Annotated in this window: 20 protein-coding genes and 1 pseudogene; 8 read left to right on the forward strand and 13 right to left on the reverse strand. The window is 64.7% G+C overall.

Going from position 1 to position 16,332, the window contains the following annotated elements:
* The 5 genes and pseudogenes from GPA_RS20620 to rplM all read right to left on the reverse strand — a co-directional run.
* Positions 1-226: pseudogene (locus GPA_RS20620) on the reverse strand (multidrug efflux MFS transporter); the annotation flags it as partial.
* Complete coding sequence (locus GPA_RS17320) at positions 190-1,335, reverse strand: MFS transporter (protein ID WP_167536603.1); 1,146 nt, start codon at positions 1,333-1,335, stop codon at positions 190-192. The pseudogene GPA_RS20620 and the gene GPA_RS17320, both read right to left, overlap by 37 nt.
* A gap of 254 nt (positions 1,336-1,589) precedes the next feature.
* Complete coding sequence (locus GPA_RS05010) at positions 1,590-2,129, reverse strand: GNAT family N-acetyltransferase (RefSeq protein WP_015539149.1); 540 nt, start codon at positions 2,127-2,129, stop codon at positions 1,590-1,592.
* A 99-nt stretch (positions 2,130-2,228) separates the two neighbouring features.
* Positions 2,229-2,621 (reverse strand): 30S ribosomal protein S9, encoded by a 393-nt coding sequence (gene rpsI / locus GPA_RS05015; RefSeq protein WP_041239129.1) that lies wholly within the window; start codon positions 2,619-2,621, stop codon positions 2,229-2,231.
* A gap of 3 nt (positions 2,622-2,624) precedes the next feature.
* Positions 2,625-3,059, reverse strand: coding sequence for a 50S ribosomal protein L13 (rplM, locus tag GPA_RS05020; protein WP_041239130.1), 435 nt, complete (start codon positions 3,057-3,059; stop codon positions 2,625-2,627).
* Positions 3,060-3,531: 472 nt separating this feature from the next.
* Here rplM and GPA_RS05025 point away from each other — a divergent pair, with 472 nt between their 5' ends.
* Together GPA_RS05025 and GPA_RS05030 are read left to right on the forward strand one after the other, a co-directional pair.
* Positions 3,532-3,816, forward strand: coding sequence for a prevent-host-death family protein (locus tag GPA_RS05025; RefSeq protein ID WP_015539150.1), 285 nt, complete (start codon positions 3,532-3,534; stop codon positions 3,814-3,816).
* Entirely contained in the window at positions 3,813-4,124 is a 312-nt protein-coding gene (locus tag GPA_RS05030; protein ID WP_015539151.1) for a type II toxin-antitoxin system RelE/ParE family toxin, read from the forward strand. Before GPA_RS05025 ends, GPA_RS05030 begins: the two co-directional genes overlap by 4 nt.
* A gap of 61 nt (positions 4,125-4,185) precedes the next feature.
* Here the strand turns inward: GPA_RS05030 and GPA_RS05035 are convergent, their stop codons facing one another.
* Positions 4,186-4,464, reverse strand: coding sequence for a hypothetical protein (locus tag GPA_RS05035; protein WP_015539152.1), 279 nt, complete (start codon positions 4,462-4,464; stop codon positions 4,186-4,188).
* A gap of 338 nt (positions 4,465-4,802) precedes the next feature.
* On the opposite strand from GPA_RS05035, the gene GPA_RS16700 reads away from it, so the two are divergent.
* Together GPA_RS16700 and GPA_RS05045 are read left to right on the forward strand one after the other, a co-directional pair.
* Entirely contained in the window at positions 4,803-5,585 is a 783-nt protein-coding gene (locus GPA_RS16700; RefSeq protein ID WP_147274485.1) for a YbjC family protein, read from the forward strand.
* Positions 5,586-5,618: 33 nt separating this feature from the next.
* Positions 5,619-6,476, forward strand: coding sequence for a ZIP family metal transporter (locus GPA_RS05045; RefSeq protein ID WP_015539153.1), 858 nt, complete (start codon positions 5,619-5,621; stop codon positions 6,474-6,476).
* A gap of 52 nt (positions 6,477-6,528) precedes the next feature.
* Here the strand turns inward: GPA_RS05045 and GPA_RS05050 are convergent, their stop codons facing one another.
* The 5 genes from GPA_RS05050 to GPA_RS16705 form a co-directional block, all read right to left on the reverse strand.
* Complete coding sequence (locus GPA_RS05050) at positions 6,529-6,963, reverse strand: hypothetical protein (protein WP_015539154.1); 435 nt, start codon at positions 6,961-6,963, stop codon at positions 6,529-6,531.
* 79 nt (positions 6,964-7,042) lie between these two features.
* Entirely contained in the window at positions 7,043-8,323 is a 1,281-nt protein-coding gene (locus tag GPA_RS05055; protein ID WP_015539155.1) for an O-acetylhomoserine aminocarboxypropyltransferase/cysteine synthase family protein, read from the reverse strand.
* A 272-nt stretch (positions 8,324-8,595) separates the two neighbouring features.
* Entirely contained in the window at positions 8,596-9,957 is a 1,362-nt protein-coding gene (locus GPA_RS05060; RefSeq protein WP_015539156.1) for an aspartate aminotransferase family protein, read from the reverse strand.
* A gap of 16 nt (positions 9,958-9,973) precedes the next feature.
* A complete protein-coding gene (locus tag GPA_RS05065; protein ID WP_041239131.1) occupies positions 9,974-10,402 on the reverse strand; it encodes a hypothetical protein in 429 nt (142 codons plus the stop codon).
* Entirely contained in the window at positions 10,348-11,103 is a 756-nt protein-coding gene (locus GPA_RS16705; protein WP_015539158.1) for a hypothetical protein, read from the reverse strand. Before GPA_RS16705 ends, GPA_RS05065 begins: the two co-directional genes overlap by 55 nt.
* Positions 11,104-11,366: 263 nt before the next feature.
* On the opposite strand from GPA_RS16705, the gene metA reads away from it, so the two are divergent.
* The 4 genes from metA to GPA_RS05090 all read left to right on the forward strand — a co-directional run bounded on the left by metA (position 11,367) and on the right by GPA_RS05090 (position 13,210).
* A complete protein-coding gene (metA, locus tag GPA_RS05075; RefSeq protein WP_015539159.1) occupies positions 11,367-12,308 on the forward strand; it encodes a homoserine O-acetyltransferase MetA in 942 nt (313 codons plus the stop codon).
* Positions 12,301-12,501 (forward strand): hypothetical protein, encoded by a 201-nt coding sequence (locus GPA_RS05080; protein ID WP_041239132.1) that lies wholly within the window; start codon positions 12,301-12,303, stop codon positions 12,499-12,501. Before metA ends, GPA_RS05080 begins: the two co-directional genes overlap by 8 nt.
* Positions 12,502-12,602: 101 nt before the next feature.
* Positions 12,603-12,827 (forward strand): type II toxin-antitoxin system prevent-host-death family antitoxin, encoded by a 225-nt coding sequence (locus GPA_RS05085; protein ID WP_015539160.1) that lies wholly within the window; start codon positions 12,603-12,605, stop codon positions 12,825-12,827.
* A complete protein-coding gene (locus GPA_RS05090; RefSeq protein WP_015539161.1) occupies positions 12,824-13,210 on the forward strand; it encodes a type II toxin-antitoxin system death-on-curing family toxin in 387 nt (128 codons plus the stop codon). Before GPA_RS05085 ends, GPA_RS05090 begins: the two co-directional genes overlap by 4 nt.
* 46 nt (positions 13,211-13,256) lie before the next feature.
* On the opposite strand, the gene GPA_RS05095 is transcribed toward GPA_RS05090, so the two are convergent.
* The gene (locus GPA_RS05095; protein WP_015539162.1) at positions 13,257-13,934 is read right to left on the reverse strand and encodes an HAD family hydrolase; all 678 of its coding nucleotides are present in this window, start codon (positions 13,932-13,934) and stop codon (positions 13,257-13,259) included.
* A 155-nt stretch (positions 13,935-14,089) separates the two neighbouring features.
* Positions 14,090-16,204 carry a bifunctional diguanylate cyclase/phosphodiesterase gene (locus GPA_RS05100; RefSeq protein ID WP_227114998.1) on the reverse strand — a complete coding sequence of 705 codons (2,115 nt, stop codon included), beginning with the start codon at positions 16,202-16,204 and terminating at the stop codon, positions 14,090-14,092.
* Positions 16,205-16,332 lie beyond the last annotated feature (128 nt).

Genomic DNA, 16,332 nt, shown 5'->3' on the forward strand with positions numbered 1-16,332 from the left:
CGACGGCCATGGCCACGAGGCAGGCGGCCTGGAAGCCCGCGGCCGTGGCGAGCCTGTCCGCCGCGCCGCCCGCGAGCTGCGCGGCCTGAACGCTGGACAGTACGCCTACGAACAGGGACGATCCCACGCATCCCGCAATCTGGAACGACGTGGACACGATGGTCACGCCGTGCGGGTACAGCTGCGGCTTCAGGCTGGACAGCGCATAGCTCTGGGCCGGGCCCATGGAAAGCGCACAGCCCACGATGACGGGCGCGTAGCACAGCACGATGACGGGAGACGTAGCCTGCTCCGTGCAGCGCGACAACGCGAACGCGAACACGGCCATGAGGCCCAGGCCCACCGGGAGCATGACGCGCAATCCCGCACGGTCGTACACCTTGCCCGCCAGCGGCGCCAGCACGCACGACAGCACGCACGCCGGCAGCAACGTGAGCGCGGCGTCGAACGCCGAGAACCCGAGCGAGCCCTGCATGAACAACGGCAGGATGATGTCATGGAGAACACCGTCATGAGCGCGATCACGATCACCGCCAGGCCCATGACGAACGCGCGGCTCGAGAACGGACGCAGGTCGACGAGCGGCTCGGCCACGCGGCCCTGGCGCACGACGAACGCAACCAGGCAGCCCACGCCCACGGCAAGCGCGACCGCCGCCATCGCGAAGCCGCCCGAGAACACCGTGGACAGGCCGTATAGCAGGCCGACGAGCGCAAGGCTGATCAGGCAGGTGGAAGCCACGTCGAGCCGCGGACTCGTCAGCTCGGCCGCATTCGGCACCACGGCGGCCGACAGCACTGCCGCAGCCAGCACCATGACGGCGAACACTGCGAACAGCTGGTGCCAGTCGCCCACCGACAGCACGAGCCCTGCGACAATCGGGCCGAACGCCGGGCCGAGCGTGGTCATGGCGCTCACCACGCCCATGTACGTGCCCGGCTTGCCCTTCGGCGCCACGGCCAGCGTCAGGTTCATGCCGATGGGCACGATCATGCCCGTGCCGAGCGCCTGCACCACGCGCCCCGCGAGCAGCGCGGCGAAGCTTCCCGCCACGAGCCCGATCAGGGTTCCGGCAAGCAGCAGCGCAAGCGCGACCATCGTCAGGCGCTTCGTGGGAACGCTGCGGTAGAGGAACCCGGTCACGGGCACCATGATGGCGGCGGCCAGCATGTAGGCGGTCGTGACCCACTGCACGGTGCCGGCGCCCACCGCCAGGTCGTCCATGATGGGCGTGAGGGCCACGTTGAGGAACGTCTCGTTGAACGTGGCAAGGAGCGTGGCGAACGCGACCGCGAACAGGACGGCTCCGGCGTGGCGGATAGGTGTGTTCGACATGAAGCTGCATACCCCTTTCTGGAAGGCTCGGCGCGCGAAGGCAGGGCCGCAGGCGGCCGAGGATGGCTGGTTTTCGCGAGGTGTGAGGAAAATTTTCCGAAAGAGACAGGCGCAGACGTTCGTATCGCTCCCCATCCTAGCAGATGGGGAGGCCCGTTCGTAAGTGTGAAGTTCGTGGATTCGGCTACGCAGGGCGCTTTGACCGAAGGCGAGGCAAACGGCGGAGGCTCCCGTCGGCTCGAAGGCGCCCGCCGCTACAGCGCGAACTCGTACAGCACGCCGGCACGGCCGAGGTGGGGATAGAAGTCCTCGTAGACGCCGCAGTTCGCGAAGCCGCACGACTCGTAGAGCCGCTGGGCGCGCACGTTGTCGGTGAAGGTGTCCAGCCGCAGCGCCCTCGCCCCCGCCTCGCGTGCTGCCGCGATGGCGCCCTCCAAGAGCTGGCGCGCGAAGCCGCACCCGTGGAACTCCGGCAGCGTGGCCAACACGTGAACCACCAGCACCTCGTCGGGCGCGGCATCCACCTGCCAACGCGCCTGGCCGTAGCCGGGATCGGCCTCGGCGTTCAGCACCAGGGCGGCGGCGAAGCACGACCCGGCGGCCCCGCCCTCGGGCGCCACGACTGCCAGCACCTCGCCCGCCTCGGTCGAAGCGCGCAGGAACGCCTGCGTCGGATGCACGTCATGCTCCCAGCACACGTCGAACTCCGTGCCGCGCATCGCGTCGATCATGCGCGTGTAGAAATCCAGCACCTGGCCGACCTCGTCGGCCCTCGCCTTTCGAACCGTTGCCATGCGCGATCCTTCTCCGTCGTGCCCCCGTGAGGTAAAAAAGCCCGCCTCCCAGCGAAGGGAAGCGGGCTTGCAGAAAACGTGCTGCTCGACAGCGCGATCCTAGCGCTTGCTGAACTGCGGGCGCTTGCGGGCCTTCTTCAGGCCGTACTTCTTGCGCTCCACCATACGGGCGTCGCGCGTGAGGTAGCCGGCCTTCTTGAGCTCGGCGCGGTAGTCGCCGGCCGCAAGCAGGGCGCGGGCGATGCCGTGGCGCAGGGCGCCGGACTGGCCCGAGATGCCGCCGCCGTCGATGCGGGCGATGACGTCGAAGTGATCCATCGTGTCCGTCACCTTGAACGGCGTGAGCGCGTAGTTCACCAGCGCCTCGCGGCCGAAGTACTGCAGGGCCTCGCGGCCGTTGATGGTAACCTTGCCGGTGCCGGGAACGAGACGCACGCGAGCGACGGCGTTCTTACGACGGCCGGTGCCGTAGTACAAAGCTTCACCTGCCATTGTTTAACCCTCCATCTTGATCTCGCGGGGCTGCTGAGCCATGTGCGGATGCTCCGCACCGGTGTAGACCTTGAGCTTCTTGCCCATGGCGCGACCCAGCGTGTTCTTCGGCAGCATGCCCTTCACGGCATGCTCGATCACGCGCTCGGGATGCTTGGCCATGGCCTCGTTGAAGGTCTCGGACTTCAAGCCGCCCGGGAAACCGCTGTGGCGGTAGTAGCGCTTGTCCTCGGCCTTGTTGCCCGTCACGCGGATCTTGTCCGCGTTGATGATGACAACGAAGTCGCCGGTGTCGACATGCGGGGTGTACTGCGGCTTGTGCTTGCCCTTGAGGATGTGCGCGGCCTTCACGGCGACGCGGCCCAGAACCTGGTCCGTGGCGTCGATCAAGACCCATTCGCGCTCAACTTCTTGGGGCTTCGCGTAATACGTCTTCACTTAGCTTCCTCCAAATAATCCTTCATTCCGCCGTGCGCGCGCAAACGCGCCCGCCGGGTTCGCCGCTCTCCACGCGTCCGGGCGATTCCCTTCGAGGCCGGGCCTTTCCGGTGGTCGTCCGCAGTGCGGAAGCGGCACGTCGGTTTTCAAAAGTGCAGGTGGGACGGACCGTCGGGTTCCTACGCCGACACGCGACTCGGGCCTGGACTCCTTTGTCTGCGTCTCCGTTTTCGCTGCATGCACGGGGCTTTTGAAAGCGAACCTTTGCATTGTATGCCGGAGCCCTTCGCGAAGTCAACGGAAAACCTCCGCATTCGTCGCGATCTGCAGAAAGATTCAAAAGTTTTTCGGTCGAACTTCACGTTCGTCTTGTTTCATTGCGTGCTGATTGTTTTATAAAACGTTATATTTTCTTTGCTTTAAATCATATTATAATATGCTTATTCGAGCATCCGCGCGTTAGGAGACCAGCATGGCAGCACCGATCATCCGCTCTTCCACCGACATCCGCCGCGACTACAATGGCATCGAGGCGCTGGCAAAAGAGACCGGCCAGCCCATCTACCTCACGAAGAACGGCCGCGCGTCGCTCGTGGTTATCGACGCGGCCACGTTCGACTACGACCAGTACGTGGGCCTCATGATCGACGAGGCCATCGAGCACAACAAGCGCCACCCCCGCACGTACACGCCGGAGGAGGCCAAGACGGAGATCCGCAAGCGCGTTGCAGAGAAAGTGGCCGACCATGACCTATGAAGTGGTGCTTTGAGAATAGCGCTCTCGAGGACCTCGCCAACATTTCCTTCTACGAAATGCGCTACGCCGAATCGGTCGACGAAGCTTGCTTGCGCGCCGATCACATCATCGACGACATCGTCTACGAGCTGTCAACCCTTCCCGAGCGTTTTGCGGAACGGGCATACGGTTTCACCGACGCGCTTCGGCGCCTTTGTCCCGCGGGGAAGTACGTCGTATTCTATTGGATAGACGAAGAGAGCGGAACTGTGCAGGAACGCGTGGTATACGCTAAGTCGGACTTCAACCGCATCCACTTCGGTAATTGAACCGCCCTGTTGAGCTGCGGCATCGTCGCTGCGCTGCGGCACAGCAGGCCGCGGCAAGTCCCTACTTCCCGCCGAACAAGCCGCCTAGCTTGCCGAGGATATCGGCGTCGCCGAGGAAGTCGCCGGCGGCCTTCATGACGGCGTCCAGGTTGAGCTCCTTGCCTTCCAGCAGCGGCTCGACGGCCTTCACCACGTCGGTTACCTCCTCGTCGCTCAGATCGAGGCCCGTGGCGCCCTTGATGGCGGCGGCCGGGTCCACGCCGAGCTGCTTGAGGCTGTCCGGGTCTTCTGCGGCCGATTTCACCAGTTGCCCCACGATCTGCTGCACGTCCATGCCCATGGCTTCCTCTTTCAACTAATGCTTGCACCCCCACGGGGAAAACCTGCCCTCTCGCTGTGGGAATTATAATGGGGTGCACGCAAGGATACGGGCAAAGGCCCAGTTCAACCATCTCTTGAAACACAAGGAAACGGGGATCTATAACAACGAGGAAGCACGACCGGGAAGGTACCGAAAAAGCGGAAACCGCGAAGAGCACACCTGCGGCGGAGCATCCCGCCAAGAAGGAGCCGAAGGAGCGCACGTTCGTCGACGCCAAGACCGGCAAGGCCATCGCGCACCCGCACCAAGGCGGCTCGGGCGCCGAGGCCAACCAGGCCGTGCGCGAGGAGATGCACGTGGCCCGCAACGGGTCGGCGCTTCCCTTCCGCATCGGCGCCGCGGTGCTGTGGGTGCTGGGCATCGTGTGCGAGGTCATGGCCGTGCTCGTGATGAACGGCACGTTGTTCCTGCCCGGCCCGACGCCGGCCACGTGGCTCATCATCTTCCTCGTGGTCGACCTGATTCTGGTGGTCATAGGCTCGCAGCTGTGGAAGCACGCGAACCACCTCGCGCCGGCCGCCAAGGAGAACAAGCTGGCCTACTGGGTGCAGACCGACCTGGGCGTGATCGTCGCCGCCATTGCGTTCGCTCCCGTCATCCTGCTGATGCTGACGAACAAGGACTTGGACAAGGGCACGAAGAAGGTGGGCACCATCGTGGCGGCCATCGCGCTCGTCGCCGCCGTGGCGAGCGGCATCGACTACCATCCGGCCACGCAGGAGGACCTCGACCAGGCCGAGGCGGGCGCGGCAGTGCTCTCCGACGACGGGCTGGCCTACTGGACGCCGTTCGGCGAGGTGTACCATTTCAACCCCGACTGCCAGTACCTCAAGAACTCGGGGACCATCTACTCCGGCACCGTGCAGGACGCGCTCGATGCGAAGCGCACGCGCGGCTGCTCGGGATGCACGGTCGAAGACGGCACCGACGTCCTGTCGAAGGCCGACCCCGCGGCCGTCGCAGCAGCGCTGGCGAACGTCGTAAGGGTGGGCGACGACGCGAACGCCGACGGCCCCGGCGAGCAAGAGCCAGGCGAAGGCGAGAACGGCGCGCAGGAAGAGCTGCCGAAGGCGGCATAACCGCCGGTGCGCCTTCAGGGGTAGAGGGGAATCATGGACCCGTTCGTGTTCATCACCGTCGTCACGCTCGTTGCCGGAGCGGGCGGCACGGGGTTGGGCGGCATCGTGGGCGCGCTGTTCAGAAGCGAATCGAACCGCACCGTGAGCCTGCTGCTGTCGTTCGCAGGCGGCATCATGCTCTCCATCGTATGCTTCGACCTGCTCACCGAATCCGTCGAGGCGGCAGAGACGTTCACCAGCCAGGCTGTGCTCGTGGCGGCGGGCGCCGTCATCGCGGGCGTGGCCGTGGTGTACGGGCTGAACCTGGTCATCGACCGGCGCACGCGGCACGAGGTGCCCCATGTGGCGAGGAAGTCGCACCCGAAGACGCATGACGACCTCGACGAGCTCATCCATGCCGACCACCTGGCAGAGCACCGCAAGCGCGATGACTCGAAGATGGCCCTGTTCGTGGCCGGCATCGTCATGGCCTGCGCTATTGCGCTGCACAACGTGCCCGAGGGCATGACCATCGGCGCGAGCTTCGTGGCATCGGACAACCTGCTGTTGGGCACCGGCATGATCATGGCCGTGCTCATCGGCCTGCACAACATCCCCGAGGGCATGGCCGTGTCGGTGCCGCTCATCAACGGCGGCATGTCGCGCGTGCGCGCCGTCGCAGCCACGGCCGCCTGCGGCCTTCCCACCGTGCTGGGCGCCTGGCTGGGCTACTGGCTGGGCGACATCGGGCCGTTGGGGCTGTCGCTGTCGCTCGGCTTCGCGAGCGGCGCCATGCTGTACGTGGTGTTCGGCGAGATCATCCCGCAGTCGGTGCTCATGTACCGCAGCAAGCTGCCCACGTTCTTCGTCATCGTGGGCATCCTGCTGGGACTGCTCATCATCTACTACTAGGCGGCGAACGCACGAGACATCCCGCCGCCTAAGCGCCGCTGTCCCCTGGCTCTCACTTGAAGTAAAGCGGGACGGTGCTCACCTTGCGCATCTCCACGAGGCCATCGTCGCCATAGCGCACGTAAAGCGTGCCGGCGCCATCGCGGTCGGCGAAGGCAAGGTGCACCCACCCGACCTCGACGCCATCCTCGTCGAGCAGAAGATAGCAGTTCGGATCATTGGTTGCACCGATCGTGCCCCTGACCGCCGTCGCATCGCCGCCGCTCCATGCCTCCCACGTGCGCTCCTCGTCGAACACCTGGAACGAGAGGTACTCGCCGCGGCTTTCGGGAAGCTGGTAGGCGCCGCGCAGATCGAAGCCCTTCTCGATACCCTGGCGCAGGCGGCCGAGGTCGCCTATGGCCGCAGCGACGAAGAACACGCACGCCAGAAGCGCCACCGTCCCCACGCCGATTCCGATACGCGCGTACAGCTTCGTGCGGCTCATAGGGCACCTCCGTGATCGAGTTCTCGCTACGACTCTTCTCGCGGGCTTTCCTTGGTCGCTATCGTACCACGCCCTCCGCTCACACCGCCGCGAGCGCCTGATCGACGTCCGCGATCAGGTCCTCGGTGGCCTCGATGCCGCACGAGAGGCGGATGAGGTCGGGCGTGATGCCGGCGGCGGCCAGCTCCTCGTCGTTCATCTGGCGGTGCGTGGCGTTGGCCGGGTGCAGCACGCAGGTGCGCGCGTCGGCCACGTGCGTGGCGATCTGCGCCAGCTTGAGGTTGGCCATGAACGTCTCGGCCGCCGCGCGCCCGCCGGCCACGCCGAAGCTCACCACGCCGCTCGCGCCACCGGGCAGGTACTTCTGCGCCAGCTCGTGCTGGGAGTCGCCCGGCAGACCCGGGTAGCGCACCCACGCCACCTTCGGGTGCGCGGCCAGATGCTCGGCCAGCGCGAGGCCGTTTCGGTTGTGCTGCGCCATGCGCAGGTGCAGGCTCTCCAGCCCCAGGTTCACCAGGTAGGCGCTCTGCGGCGACTGCGAGCAGCCGAAGTCGCGCATGAGCTGGGCCGTCGCCTTCGTGATGAACGCGCCTTCCAGCCCGAAGCGCTCGGCGTACACCACGCCGTGATAGCTCTCGTCGGGCTGCGTGAGACCGGGGAAGCGGTCCGCGTGCGCCAGCCAGTCGAAGCGGCCGGCGTCCACGATGGCCCCGCCCACGCTCGCGCCGTGGCCGTCCATGTACTTGGTGGTGGAATGCGTGACGATATCCGCACCCCATTCGATGGGACGGCAGTTCACCGGCGTGGGGAACGTGTTGTCCACGATGAGCGGCACGCCGTGCGCATGCGCGGCGGCGGCGAAGCGCTCGATGTCGAGCACGGCGAGCGCCGGGTTCGCGATGGTCTCGCCGAACACGGCCTTCGTGTTGGGGCGGAACGCGGCTTCCAGCTCCTCGTCGGTGCAGTCGGGCGCGACGAACGTGCACTCGAGGCCCATGCGGCGCATGGTGTTGGCCAGCAGGTTGTACGTGCCGCCGTAGAGGGCGGAGCTGGCCACCACGTGGTCGCCGCAGCCCGCGATGTTGAACACGGCGAAGAAGTTGGCCGCCTGGCCCGACGACGTGAGCATGGCTGCCGTGCCGCCCTCCAGCTCGGCGATCTTCGCGGCCACGGCATCGTTCGTGGGATTGGCGAGACGGGTGTAGAAGTAGCCGGACTCCTCGAGGTCGAACAGGCGGCCCATGTGCTCGCTCGTGTCGAACTTCCAGGTGGTGGACTGGTAGATGGGAACCTGGCGCGGCTCGCCGCCGCCGGGACGGTAGCCGCCTTGCACGCAGGTGGTGCCGATGGTTTCGCTCATGGATGCTCCTCGTTGGATCTGGGGGGGGTCGCTGTGTCCGGAACATTATAGAGGCAGCGCGTTGCCCCGCGGTAGGTACGAGTTTCCGATAGTTCGTTATCGTATATTACGATAATTGAGCTATCGGTATCAGACATGATATGAAAGCGAAAAAACTCTAGCCTAAGAACACCCTTCGGCACCTGGAGCCGTGTTGGCCGAAGCAACGACAAGCACGCATGTTCTCAAACGCCTGGATGTTTCACGTGAAACATCCAGGCGTCGCAGGCACTCTACCAGCCCTTGCCCTCGGGCACGATGCTGTCGGGCACGAGCCCGGCCTCTACCTCGCCGATCACGCGGTCGAGCACGTCGAGCGCGCGGTCCAGCTGCTCGCGCTCGATGACGAGCGGCGGCTGGAAGCGCAGCACCGACTCGGCCATGCAGATGATGACCACGCCCTCCTCGAACGCGCGGTACACCACCTTGAGCGCGTCGAGCGCGCACTTCTCGCCCGTCGCGGGGTCCACGATGTCGATGCCCAGGTTGAGCCCGATGCCATGCACGCCGCCCACGATGGCGTGGCGCGCGGCCATGTCCTCGAAGCGCTCCTTCGCGTACGCGCCCAGCTCGGCCCCGCGCGCCAGCAGGCCCTCGCGCTCGATGACATCGATGGTGGCGAGCGCCGCCGCGCAGCACACCGGGTTGCCGCTGGTGGTGAAGATGTGCGCCGGGAAGCTCAAGCTGTCCATGATGTCCGCCTTGCCCACGATGGCCGACAGCGGCAGCCCGCTGGCCAACGACTTCCCCACCGACATGAGGTCGGGCTCCACGCCGAACTGCTCGATGCCCCACCACTTCCCCGTGCGGCCCATGCCCTGGTTGATCTCGTCCACGGCGAACAGGATGCCGTTCTCGCGGCAGAACGCGGTGAGCGCGTCCACGTAGGCCTGCGGCGGCACGATGATGCCGGCGTCGCCCGCGATGGGCTCCATCACGATGCAGGCGATCTCGTCGGCCGGCAGGTACGTCTCGCACATCTCCCGCAGCGGGCGCAGGAAGAACTCCGCCTGCTCCTGCTCGCTCAAGTGCCCCACACCTGCGCGCTGCACGTCGGGGTACGGGATATGGTAGATGCCCGGCAGCATCGGCCCCATCTTGCGGCGCATCCCCAGGCTGAGCGCCGAGAGGGTCATCGAGCCGTAGGTGGAGCCGTGGTAGGCGCCCTGGAACGACACCACGTAGGGCCGCCCCGTGTAGGCGCGCGCGAATTTGATGATGGCATCGTTGGCGTCGGAGCCCGACGTGCCGAACACCACCTTCTTCGGCGTGTCGCCCGGAGCGATGGCGGCCAGCTTCTCCACCAGCTCCACCTCGGGCGCGTGGTAGAAGTAGGCGGGCGAGCACTGGATGACCTTCTGCGCCTGCCCGCAGATGGCCTCGACCACCGCGGGGTGCGAGTGGCCCACGTTGGCCGACGTCGCGGCGGCCAGGAGGTCTATGTACTCGTTGCCGTCCACGTCGTAGAGCAGCGCGCCGCGCGCGTGATCCACCACCAGGTCGTAGTAGGGAATGCGCGCCGTGGGGCCCATGCAGGCGCGGTCGCGCTCCACGTAATCCTGCGTGCGGGCGGGGGTTTCGCTCGTCTCAGCCATCTTCGCCTCCCTCGCCCTAGCGCGTGATCCCGCGGGCACGGTCGATGCGCCAGCGGATCATCTGCACGATGACCACCACGATGAACAGCGCGCCGAAGTAGCCCACGAACGGGTAGATCAGGTTCACCAGCATGCCGAACGGCAGCTGCCCACCCATGAAGATGACGGCGCACAGAAGCGCGATGAGGAACTGGTACTTGCGCTTGTCCTGCTTCTCATCGACGAACTGGTTGGCCACGGTCCATACCATGGGAACGGCCGTGTTGTAGATCTCGGCCAGCAGGATGACGGCGAACAAGAGGCCCACGACGGGCGAGATCTGCTGCGCCAGGAACAACACCGGTACCTCGTACTGCACGGCCTCGCCGAACACCGACAGCAGCGCCAGGTTCAGCAAGAGCGCGCACACGCCGAGCGCCGCGCCGCCCAGCGCGCCGCCCAGCACGGCCTCCTTGCGCGAGCGCGCACCGGTGCCCATCTCGGACATGAACGGCACGCCCGCCAGGATGTTGTACGCCCGTACATGAACGCGCCGAGCGCGAACCACGCGCTGCCGGAGCCCACGCCGTACACCACGCTGTCGCCTGCCGCCTCCACAGCCGCGTTGGCGTCGGCCAGGCCGCCGCCGTGCACCACGAGCGTGTAGATGGCCAGGATGATGAGGAACGCGATGGTCACGGGCCCGATGGAGCCGAGAATGTCCACGATGCGCTTGAGGCCGAAGAGCGCACTCAGCAGCACGATGGCCGCCATGAGGCCGCTGCCCACGATCTGCGGCACGCCGAAGTACTGGTTGAGCGTGGCGCCCGCGCCCGACACCATGATGATGCCCACGAGGAAGCAGAACAGGATGGTGAACCACTCCAGGAACGTGCCCAGGTACTTGCCGCAGAAGTAGCGGAACGCCGAGAAATCGCTCGCCCCCTTGTGCTTGAAGCCGTAACCCAGGAGCACGCCGCTCATGCCCGCGAACAGCAGGATGGCGATGATGCACCCGATGATGCCGTTCGTGCCGTACGCGGCGAAGAACTGCATGGCCTCCTGCCCGGAGGCGAACCCCGACCCGATCAACGTGGCGATGACCGCGCCGGCGAACTTCACGACCGTGATCGGCCGCACCGCGCGCTCCTTCTGCTCTGACGCCATAAAACCCTCTCTCTCCTTGCCTGAACCCCGTTTTGCTTTTTGCCCTGAGGATTCTTGTACAAGATGCCCGACCGCGCGAGCACGCGATCAGGCACGACGATATTCCCATCGCTTCTCTGCCCTTCGCCAGCCACGTCTCCTGGTCTCGTCGCGTGTGGCGGCGATAACGCGCTACCGATAATTCAGATAGGCCGGTCATCTGCGCAACAGGTATCATGGTACGAACATTCCAGGTGCCCCCGACACGGAAGGCGAGGCCTGCCATGCCTATCAAAATACCCGACGCGTTGCCCGCGACCGACGTCCTCGAAGGCGAGAACATCTTCGTGATGACCGAGTTCCGCGCCATGCACCAGGACATCCGTCCCCTGAAAGTGCTGCTGCTCAACCTCATGCCCACGAAGATCGTCACCGAGACGCAGATCATGCGCAAGCTGTCCAACACGCCGCTCCAGATAGAGGTGAGCCTGCTGCAAACGGCCAGCCATGAGTCCAAAAACGTGTCCGAGCAGCATTTGGAAACGTTCTACACCACGTTCGACGAGATCAAAGGCCAGCACTTCGATGGCATGATCATCACCGGCGCGCCCGTGGAGCTGCTGGACTTCGAGGACGTGGACTACTGGGACGAGCTTGCGAAGATCATGGCGTGGTCCGCTACGAATGTGCACTCCACGCTGCATATCTGCTGGGGTGCGCAGGCTGGCATCTACTACCACTACGGCATTCCCAAGTACGAGCTGCCGGAGAAGCTGTTCGGAGTGTTCGAGCACGAGGTGGTGAAGCCGTCTTCGCCGCTCGTGCGCGGCTTCAACGACTTCTTCAGAGCGCCCCATTCGCGTTACACCGAGGTTCATGCGTCCGATATCGAGGCGCATCCCGACCTGGAGCTTATTGCCGTGTCCGACGAGGCAGGCGTCTACCTGGCCAAGAGCACCGACAGCCGTCACTTCTTCGTGTTCGGGCATCCGGAGTACGATGCCGGAACGCTCATGGTGGAGTACGAGCGCGACATCGCGAAGGGCCTGGACATGCCCCTGCCGCGCCACTATTTCCCGGGCGACGATCCTGCGCAGGAGCCCCGCGCCACCTGGCGCGCCCACGCGCAGCTGCTCTACACGAACTGGTTGAACTACTACGTGTACCAGACCACGCCGTACGACCTGGCAAAAGTGGGAACCGAGGAGGACGACGACCGTGGCTGACGAGCGCGAGCCGCAACCCCGCTACCGCGTGCGGCCGGTGACGACGCCGGTCGCCCCCGCGGAGCCGTCGAAGCCGGAACCCACCAGCGACCCCTTCCTGCGCCCCGCCGCCGAGGACGACGACGGCTACGACCCCTACTCCGACCGCCCCGCAGACCCGGAGCCAACGTACCAGGAGGATCCGTGGCGGTAACTACGCATAATTTTATGTAAAATATTTTGCATCTATATTTGTAAAATTATTTGCATTCATGTTATACTGACCACAATGAAAGCCGGACCGAGGAGGACGCCATGCCCATCAGCGTCACCGCGACGGAAGTCGCCCGCAACTTCAACGGCGTGATGGAGAAGGCCCGGGCGGCAGGAAGCGTAACCGTCATCAAGAACAGCCACCCCATCGCCCAGATCATACCGATCGACGAGGTGAAGGAGGAAGCTATGGAAAGCAAAGCCGTACGATTAGGGAAAGAGTTCATCGACGAATATGCCGACGTGTTCGCCGAACTTGCAAAATGAGCGCGCATTGGGAGTATCTCACGCACGAAGACGTGAGAGCGATCCACTCGTACCTGATCGCAACGTTCGGAGGCCTCGACGGACTTCGGGACGAAGGACTCTTCGACGCCGCGATAGAGCAACCTCGGCAAACCTTCGACGGTGTTGACCTCTACCCATCGGCAGCCGAAAAAGCTGCCCGTTATGCTTATGGCATCGTTAACAACCATCCTTTTGCCGACGGCAACAAACGCACGGGTGGTGCCTGTATAGGCATGTTTCTCAGGCTGAACGATATCAAGTTCAAACCGCGCCACGACGAGCTGTTGAGGACGGTTTATGGAGTAGCCGACGGTACCCTAGGCTACGAAGAGCTGGTTGCCTGGATCGAGAAACAGTTTTAGTCGACGTTCCGGCGCTTTTCCCGGAAGGCGCCGGGAGCGCTCTAGCTTAGCGGACTTCGTTCCAGCTGATGAACGTTTCCGCGTCCAGTTCTTCGAAGCTGTCGATGACGGCGTCGGCGTTTGCCCGCAGCTCCTCGTGGGTGCCGGCGTCGTCGCGGTCGTAGATGCCGACGGTGCGGTAGCCGGCGCCGCGCAGGGTGCGCAGGGCGTAGGCAGAGTCCTCGAATCCCCAGGTCGTTTCCAGCGGCGTTCCCATGAGACGGCGCGTATGGTCGTACACCTTCGGCTCGCGCTTCGAGGAGCTCACGTCGTCCACCGAGACGACCAGGCCCACATACGGCGCGAAGCCCGCCCGCTCAAGGCCCGCCTGCAGGTACTTCTGCGGGCTGGACGAGGCCACGCTCACCCGCACGCCGCGCTCCACGAGAGCGCGCACGAAGGCCAAGGCGCCAGGACGCTCGTGCGCGCGGTTGCGGTAGTAGTCCAGCATGAGCTCGTCCATCATGCGCACGACGTCGTCCGCAGCGGCGCCCAAACCGAACCGGTCATGGAAGAACGCACCTGCCTCGGGGATGTTGAGCGTGGTGAGCTCGTCTTTGTCCGCATCCGTCAGCTGGGCGCCTGCGCGGCGCGCCAGCTCGTCCTCCACCTCGCGCCACACGTCCATCGAGTCGAGCAGCGTGCCGTCGCAGTCGAAGATGACGCCGATGCGTCCAGGTTCCATGAAAGCCTCCCGAGGTACCGGGGCCGCGGCCCCGTCGCGTTTTCCGTCGCGTGCCAGCTTAGCAGAAGGCTCCCTCCGGGCAGAGAGGGCCTGCGGCGAATTTGCGGAACCTTTACGGACGGCACGGCACCCGCGTCAGTGCGCCGCAGAGTCGCTCAGGTAGCGAGAAACCGTCGCTCGAACTCCTCGATAGGCTGCGGCCGTCCCACCCGGTAGCCCTGCACGCGCGTGCAGCCTGCCTCCTGCAAGGCCTGGTGCTGCTCGCCGGTCTCGATCCCCTCGGCAACCGTCTCGATGCCCAGATCGTCGCACAGCCTTACCAGGCTGCAGATCACCTGCATGGTGCGATCGGTGGTGTCGAGGCCCCATACGAGCGACTTGTCCAACTTCAGCACGTCGAACCCAAGCTGGAAGAACAGCTGGAAGCTGGCGTTGTCCACGCCAAAATCGTCGATGGCCACCCGGAAACCCAAGTCGTGCAGCCCTTCCGTCACGGCCCGCAGCAACGCCTCGTTCTCCTCGCGAGCCGACTCGGTGATCTCTATCTCGATGAGCGACCGATCGATACCATACGATGCCACCGTACTCGCCACGCGATCCACGAAGCCCTCGTCATCGATCGTGCGACGCGAGAAGTTCACCGCCAAGGGCATCGCCGGGCGCCCTTCCTGCTGCCAGCGCGCCACGGTCTCGCACGACTTCGACAGCGCGAAGAAGTCGAGGGCCCCCATCTCGTCCATGTCCTCCAATGCGGGGATGAACGACGCAGGCAGCACCTCCCTGCCGCGTTCGGGGTCGCGATAACGGATGAGGGCCTCGGCGCCCACAACCTCGCCCGTTTTGCCGGACGCCTGCGGCATGAGGTGGATTGTGAACAGGCCCGCCTCTACGGCTTCTTGCGCACCGCCCGGCCTAAGCAGGCTGCTTGCCACCACATCCGACGTCAGGTCGATGCCCAGGTCGACGGCGCGGTGGCGGCCGCGCTTCGCGCTGCGCATACGGTCGCCGGCCACATCGAGCAAGCCGACGATGTCCGTGCACGTCTCGTGCCAGGCGGAGCCGAGCGATGCGGGAATGCTCTCTTCAAGAAACCGCCGGATTGCACGTTCGGTCAATTCGGCAAAGCGATCGTAGTCGATAGCGGTCGACACGGCGCAAAACTCGTCGTCGCCAATGCGGTACACGGCGTCGCCGAACACCTCCCGCAGGCATGCGGCCATGCGGCGCAGCATCTCGTCACCAACGGAGCGCCCCTGCTCCCGATTGACGACCGCCAGCAAATCGGCGTCAGCCAGCGCAAGGCCGACACGCTCGAACGTGCCGCGGTCGAGGTCGCGGTAGAACGCTGCGCGCGAACTTGCACAAGTCAGGTAATCGTTCCAGGTCAATTCGGCCACCAAGCGTTGCGCGCTCTCGCGTTTCATGCGCGCAGACACGAACCCCGCGAACGCAACGAGCGGCGCTTTGACGAAGGTGAGGTCGCCAACGCGACGGGGGTTGTCGACACCGAGGTAGCCCACGAAGGCGCCGTCCACCTCAAGCGGCACCGACACAAGCGAGAAGATGCCCCGACTCTTCAAAACCTCGTATTCGTCAGTTCGCTGCGCTTGGAGGAGCGCTTCGACATCTTCGATGATCACGGCATCGCCCACGGTGAACCGCTCGATCCATTCGTCGGCAAGGTTCCTGGGCACGTTTTGCATGAGCGGCTTCTGCAGCGCAACCCCCAGGCTGCGCCACTCGTGCGTGCGCACCATGCAGTCGTCCTCGCGCATGAAAACATAGGCGCGGTCGGCTTCGAGAAACGTGCCGAGAATACGCAGCACATCGTTGAGGGCGGCTTCCAAGACGTGCTCCCCCTCGAGCACCCTGATGCAATCGACCACCATGGTGCCGGCATCGGCCAGAAACTTGAACGCCTCGCTTTCGCGCTTTCGATCCGTCACGTCGAAGGCGATTTCCAAGCGCGCTGGGCGCCCATCCCAGCTCATCAGACGGTCGCGCAGCAGATAATGGCGCTTGGTCAAGGGGTTTGTGAATTCCCATTCGAAGAAGGAGTCATGCGACAGCTGCTCGTTCGTACAGAACGGGCACGGCTCCTCGCGTCCCTGCAGCACCTGGTAGCACAGACGCCCATCGTCCGCCGCATCGATATCGTAGATACGGCGGCCCTCCTCGTTGAGGTAGAGCAGCTGGTAGTTTTCCGTATCGCACACGTAAATAAGCTCGGAAAGCCCATCGAGCATGGTGTGGAGAGCCTCTTGCCGCAAAATCCATCTCCCTAGTCTGCATCCGGTTAGGCGTATTACCTGCCCGCACGATACAACGGGAAGAAAGAACGCACTATTTACTATTATAGAGGTAGGCGTTTCGCGAAAACCGAGAAGGCAGCGAAAGG

It is taken from the genome of Gordonibacter pamelaeae 7-10-1-b, assembly GCF_000210055.1.
Taxonomy (GTDB): Bacteria; Actinomycetota; Coriobacteriia; order Coriobacteriales; family Eggerthellaceae; genus Gordonibacter; species Gordonibacter pamelaeae.

What these genes read in the sequence shown, in the direction of transcription:
- rpsI (WP_041239129.1), bottom strand. Translation starts at nt 2,621, where the DNA reads ATGGCAGGTGAAGCTTTGTACTACGGCACCGGCCGTCGTAAGAACGCC.
- GPA_RS05095 (WP_015539162.1), bottom strand. Translation starts at nt 13,934, where the DNA reads ATGGAACCTGGACGCATCGGCGTCATCTTCGACTGCGACGGCACGCTG.
- metA (WP_015539159.1), top strand. Translation starts at nt 11,367, where the DNA reads ATGCCTATCAAAATACCCGACGCGTTGCCCGCGACCGACGTCCTCGAA.
- GPA_RS05060 (WP_015539156.1), bottom strand. Translation starts at nt 9,957, where the DNA reads ATGGCTGAGACGAGCGAAACCCCCGCCCGCACGCAGGATTACGTGGAG.
- GPA_RS05045 (WP_015539153.1), top strand. Translation starts at nt 5,619, where the DNA reads ATGGACCCGTTCGTGTTCATCACCGTCGTCACGCTCGTTGCCGGAGCG.
- GPA_RS05085 (WP_015539160.1), top strand. Translation starts at nt 12,603, where the DNA reads ATGCCCATCAGCGTCACCGCGACGGAAGTCGCCCGCAACTTCAACGGC.
- GPA_RS17320 (WP_167536603.1), bottom strand. Translation starts at nt 1,335, where the DNA reads ATGTCGAACACACCTATCCGCCACGCCGGAGCCGTCCTGTTCGCGGTC.
- GPA_RS05025 (WP_015539150.1), top strand. Translation starts at nt 3,532, where the DNA reads ATGGCAGCACCGATCATCCGCTCTTCCACCGACATCCGCCGCGACTAC.
- GPA_RS05035 (WP_015539152.1), bottom strand. Translation starts at nt 4,464, where the DNA reads ATGGGCATGGACGTGCAGCAGATCGTGGGGCAACTGGTGAAATCGGCC.
- GPA_RS05030 (WP_015539151.1), top strand. Translation starts at nt 3,813, where the DNA reads ATGAAGTGGTGCTTTGAGAATAGCGCTCTCGAGGACCTCGCCAACATT.
- GPA_RS05055 (WP_015539155.1), bottom strand. Translation starts at nt 8,323, where the DNA reads ATGAGCGAAACCATCGGCACCACCTGCGTGCAAGGCGGCTACCGTCCC.
- GPA_RS05050 (WP_015539154.1), bottom strand. Translation starts at nt 6,963, where the DNA reads ATGAGCCGCACGAAGCTGTACGCGCGTATCGGAATCGGCGTGGGGACG.
- GPA_RS16705 (WP_015539158.1), bottom strand. Translation starts at nt 11,103, where the DNA reads ATGGCGTCAGAGCAGAAGGAGCGCGCGGTGCGGCCGATCACGGTCGTG.
- GPA_RS05090 (WP_015539161.1), top strand. Translation starts at nt 12,824, where the DNA reads ATGAGCGCGCATTGGGAGTATCTCACGCACGAAGACGTGAGAGCGATC.
- GPA_RS05010 (WP_015539149.1), bottom strand. Translation starts at nt 2,129, where the DNA reads ATGGCAACGGTTCGAAAGGCGAGGGCCGACGAGGTCGGCCAGGTGCTG.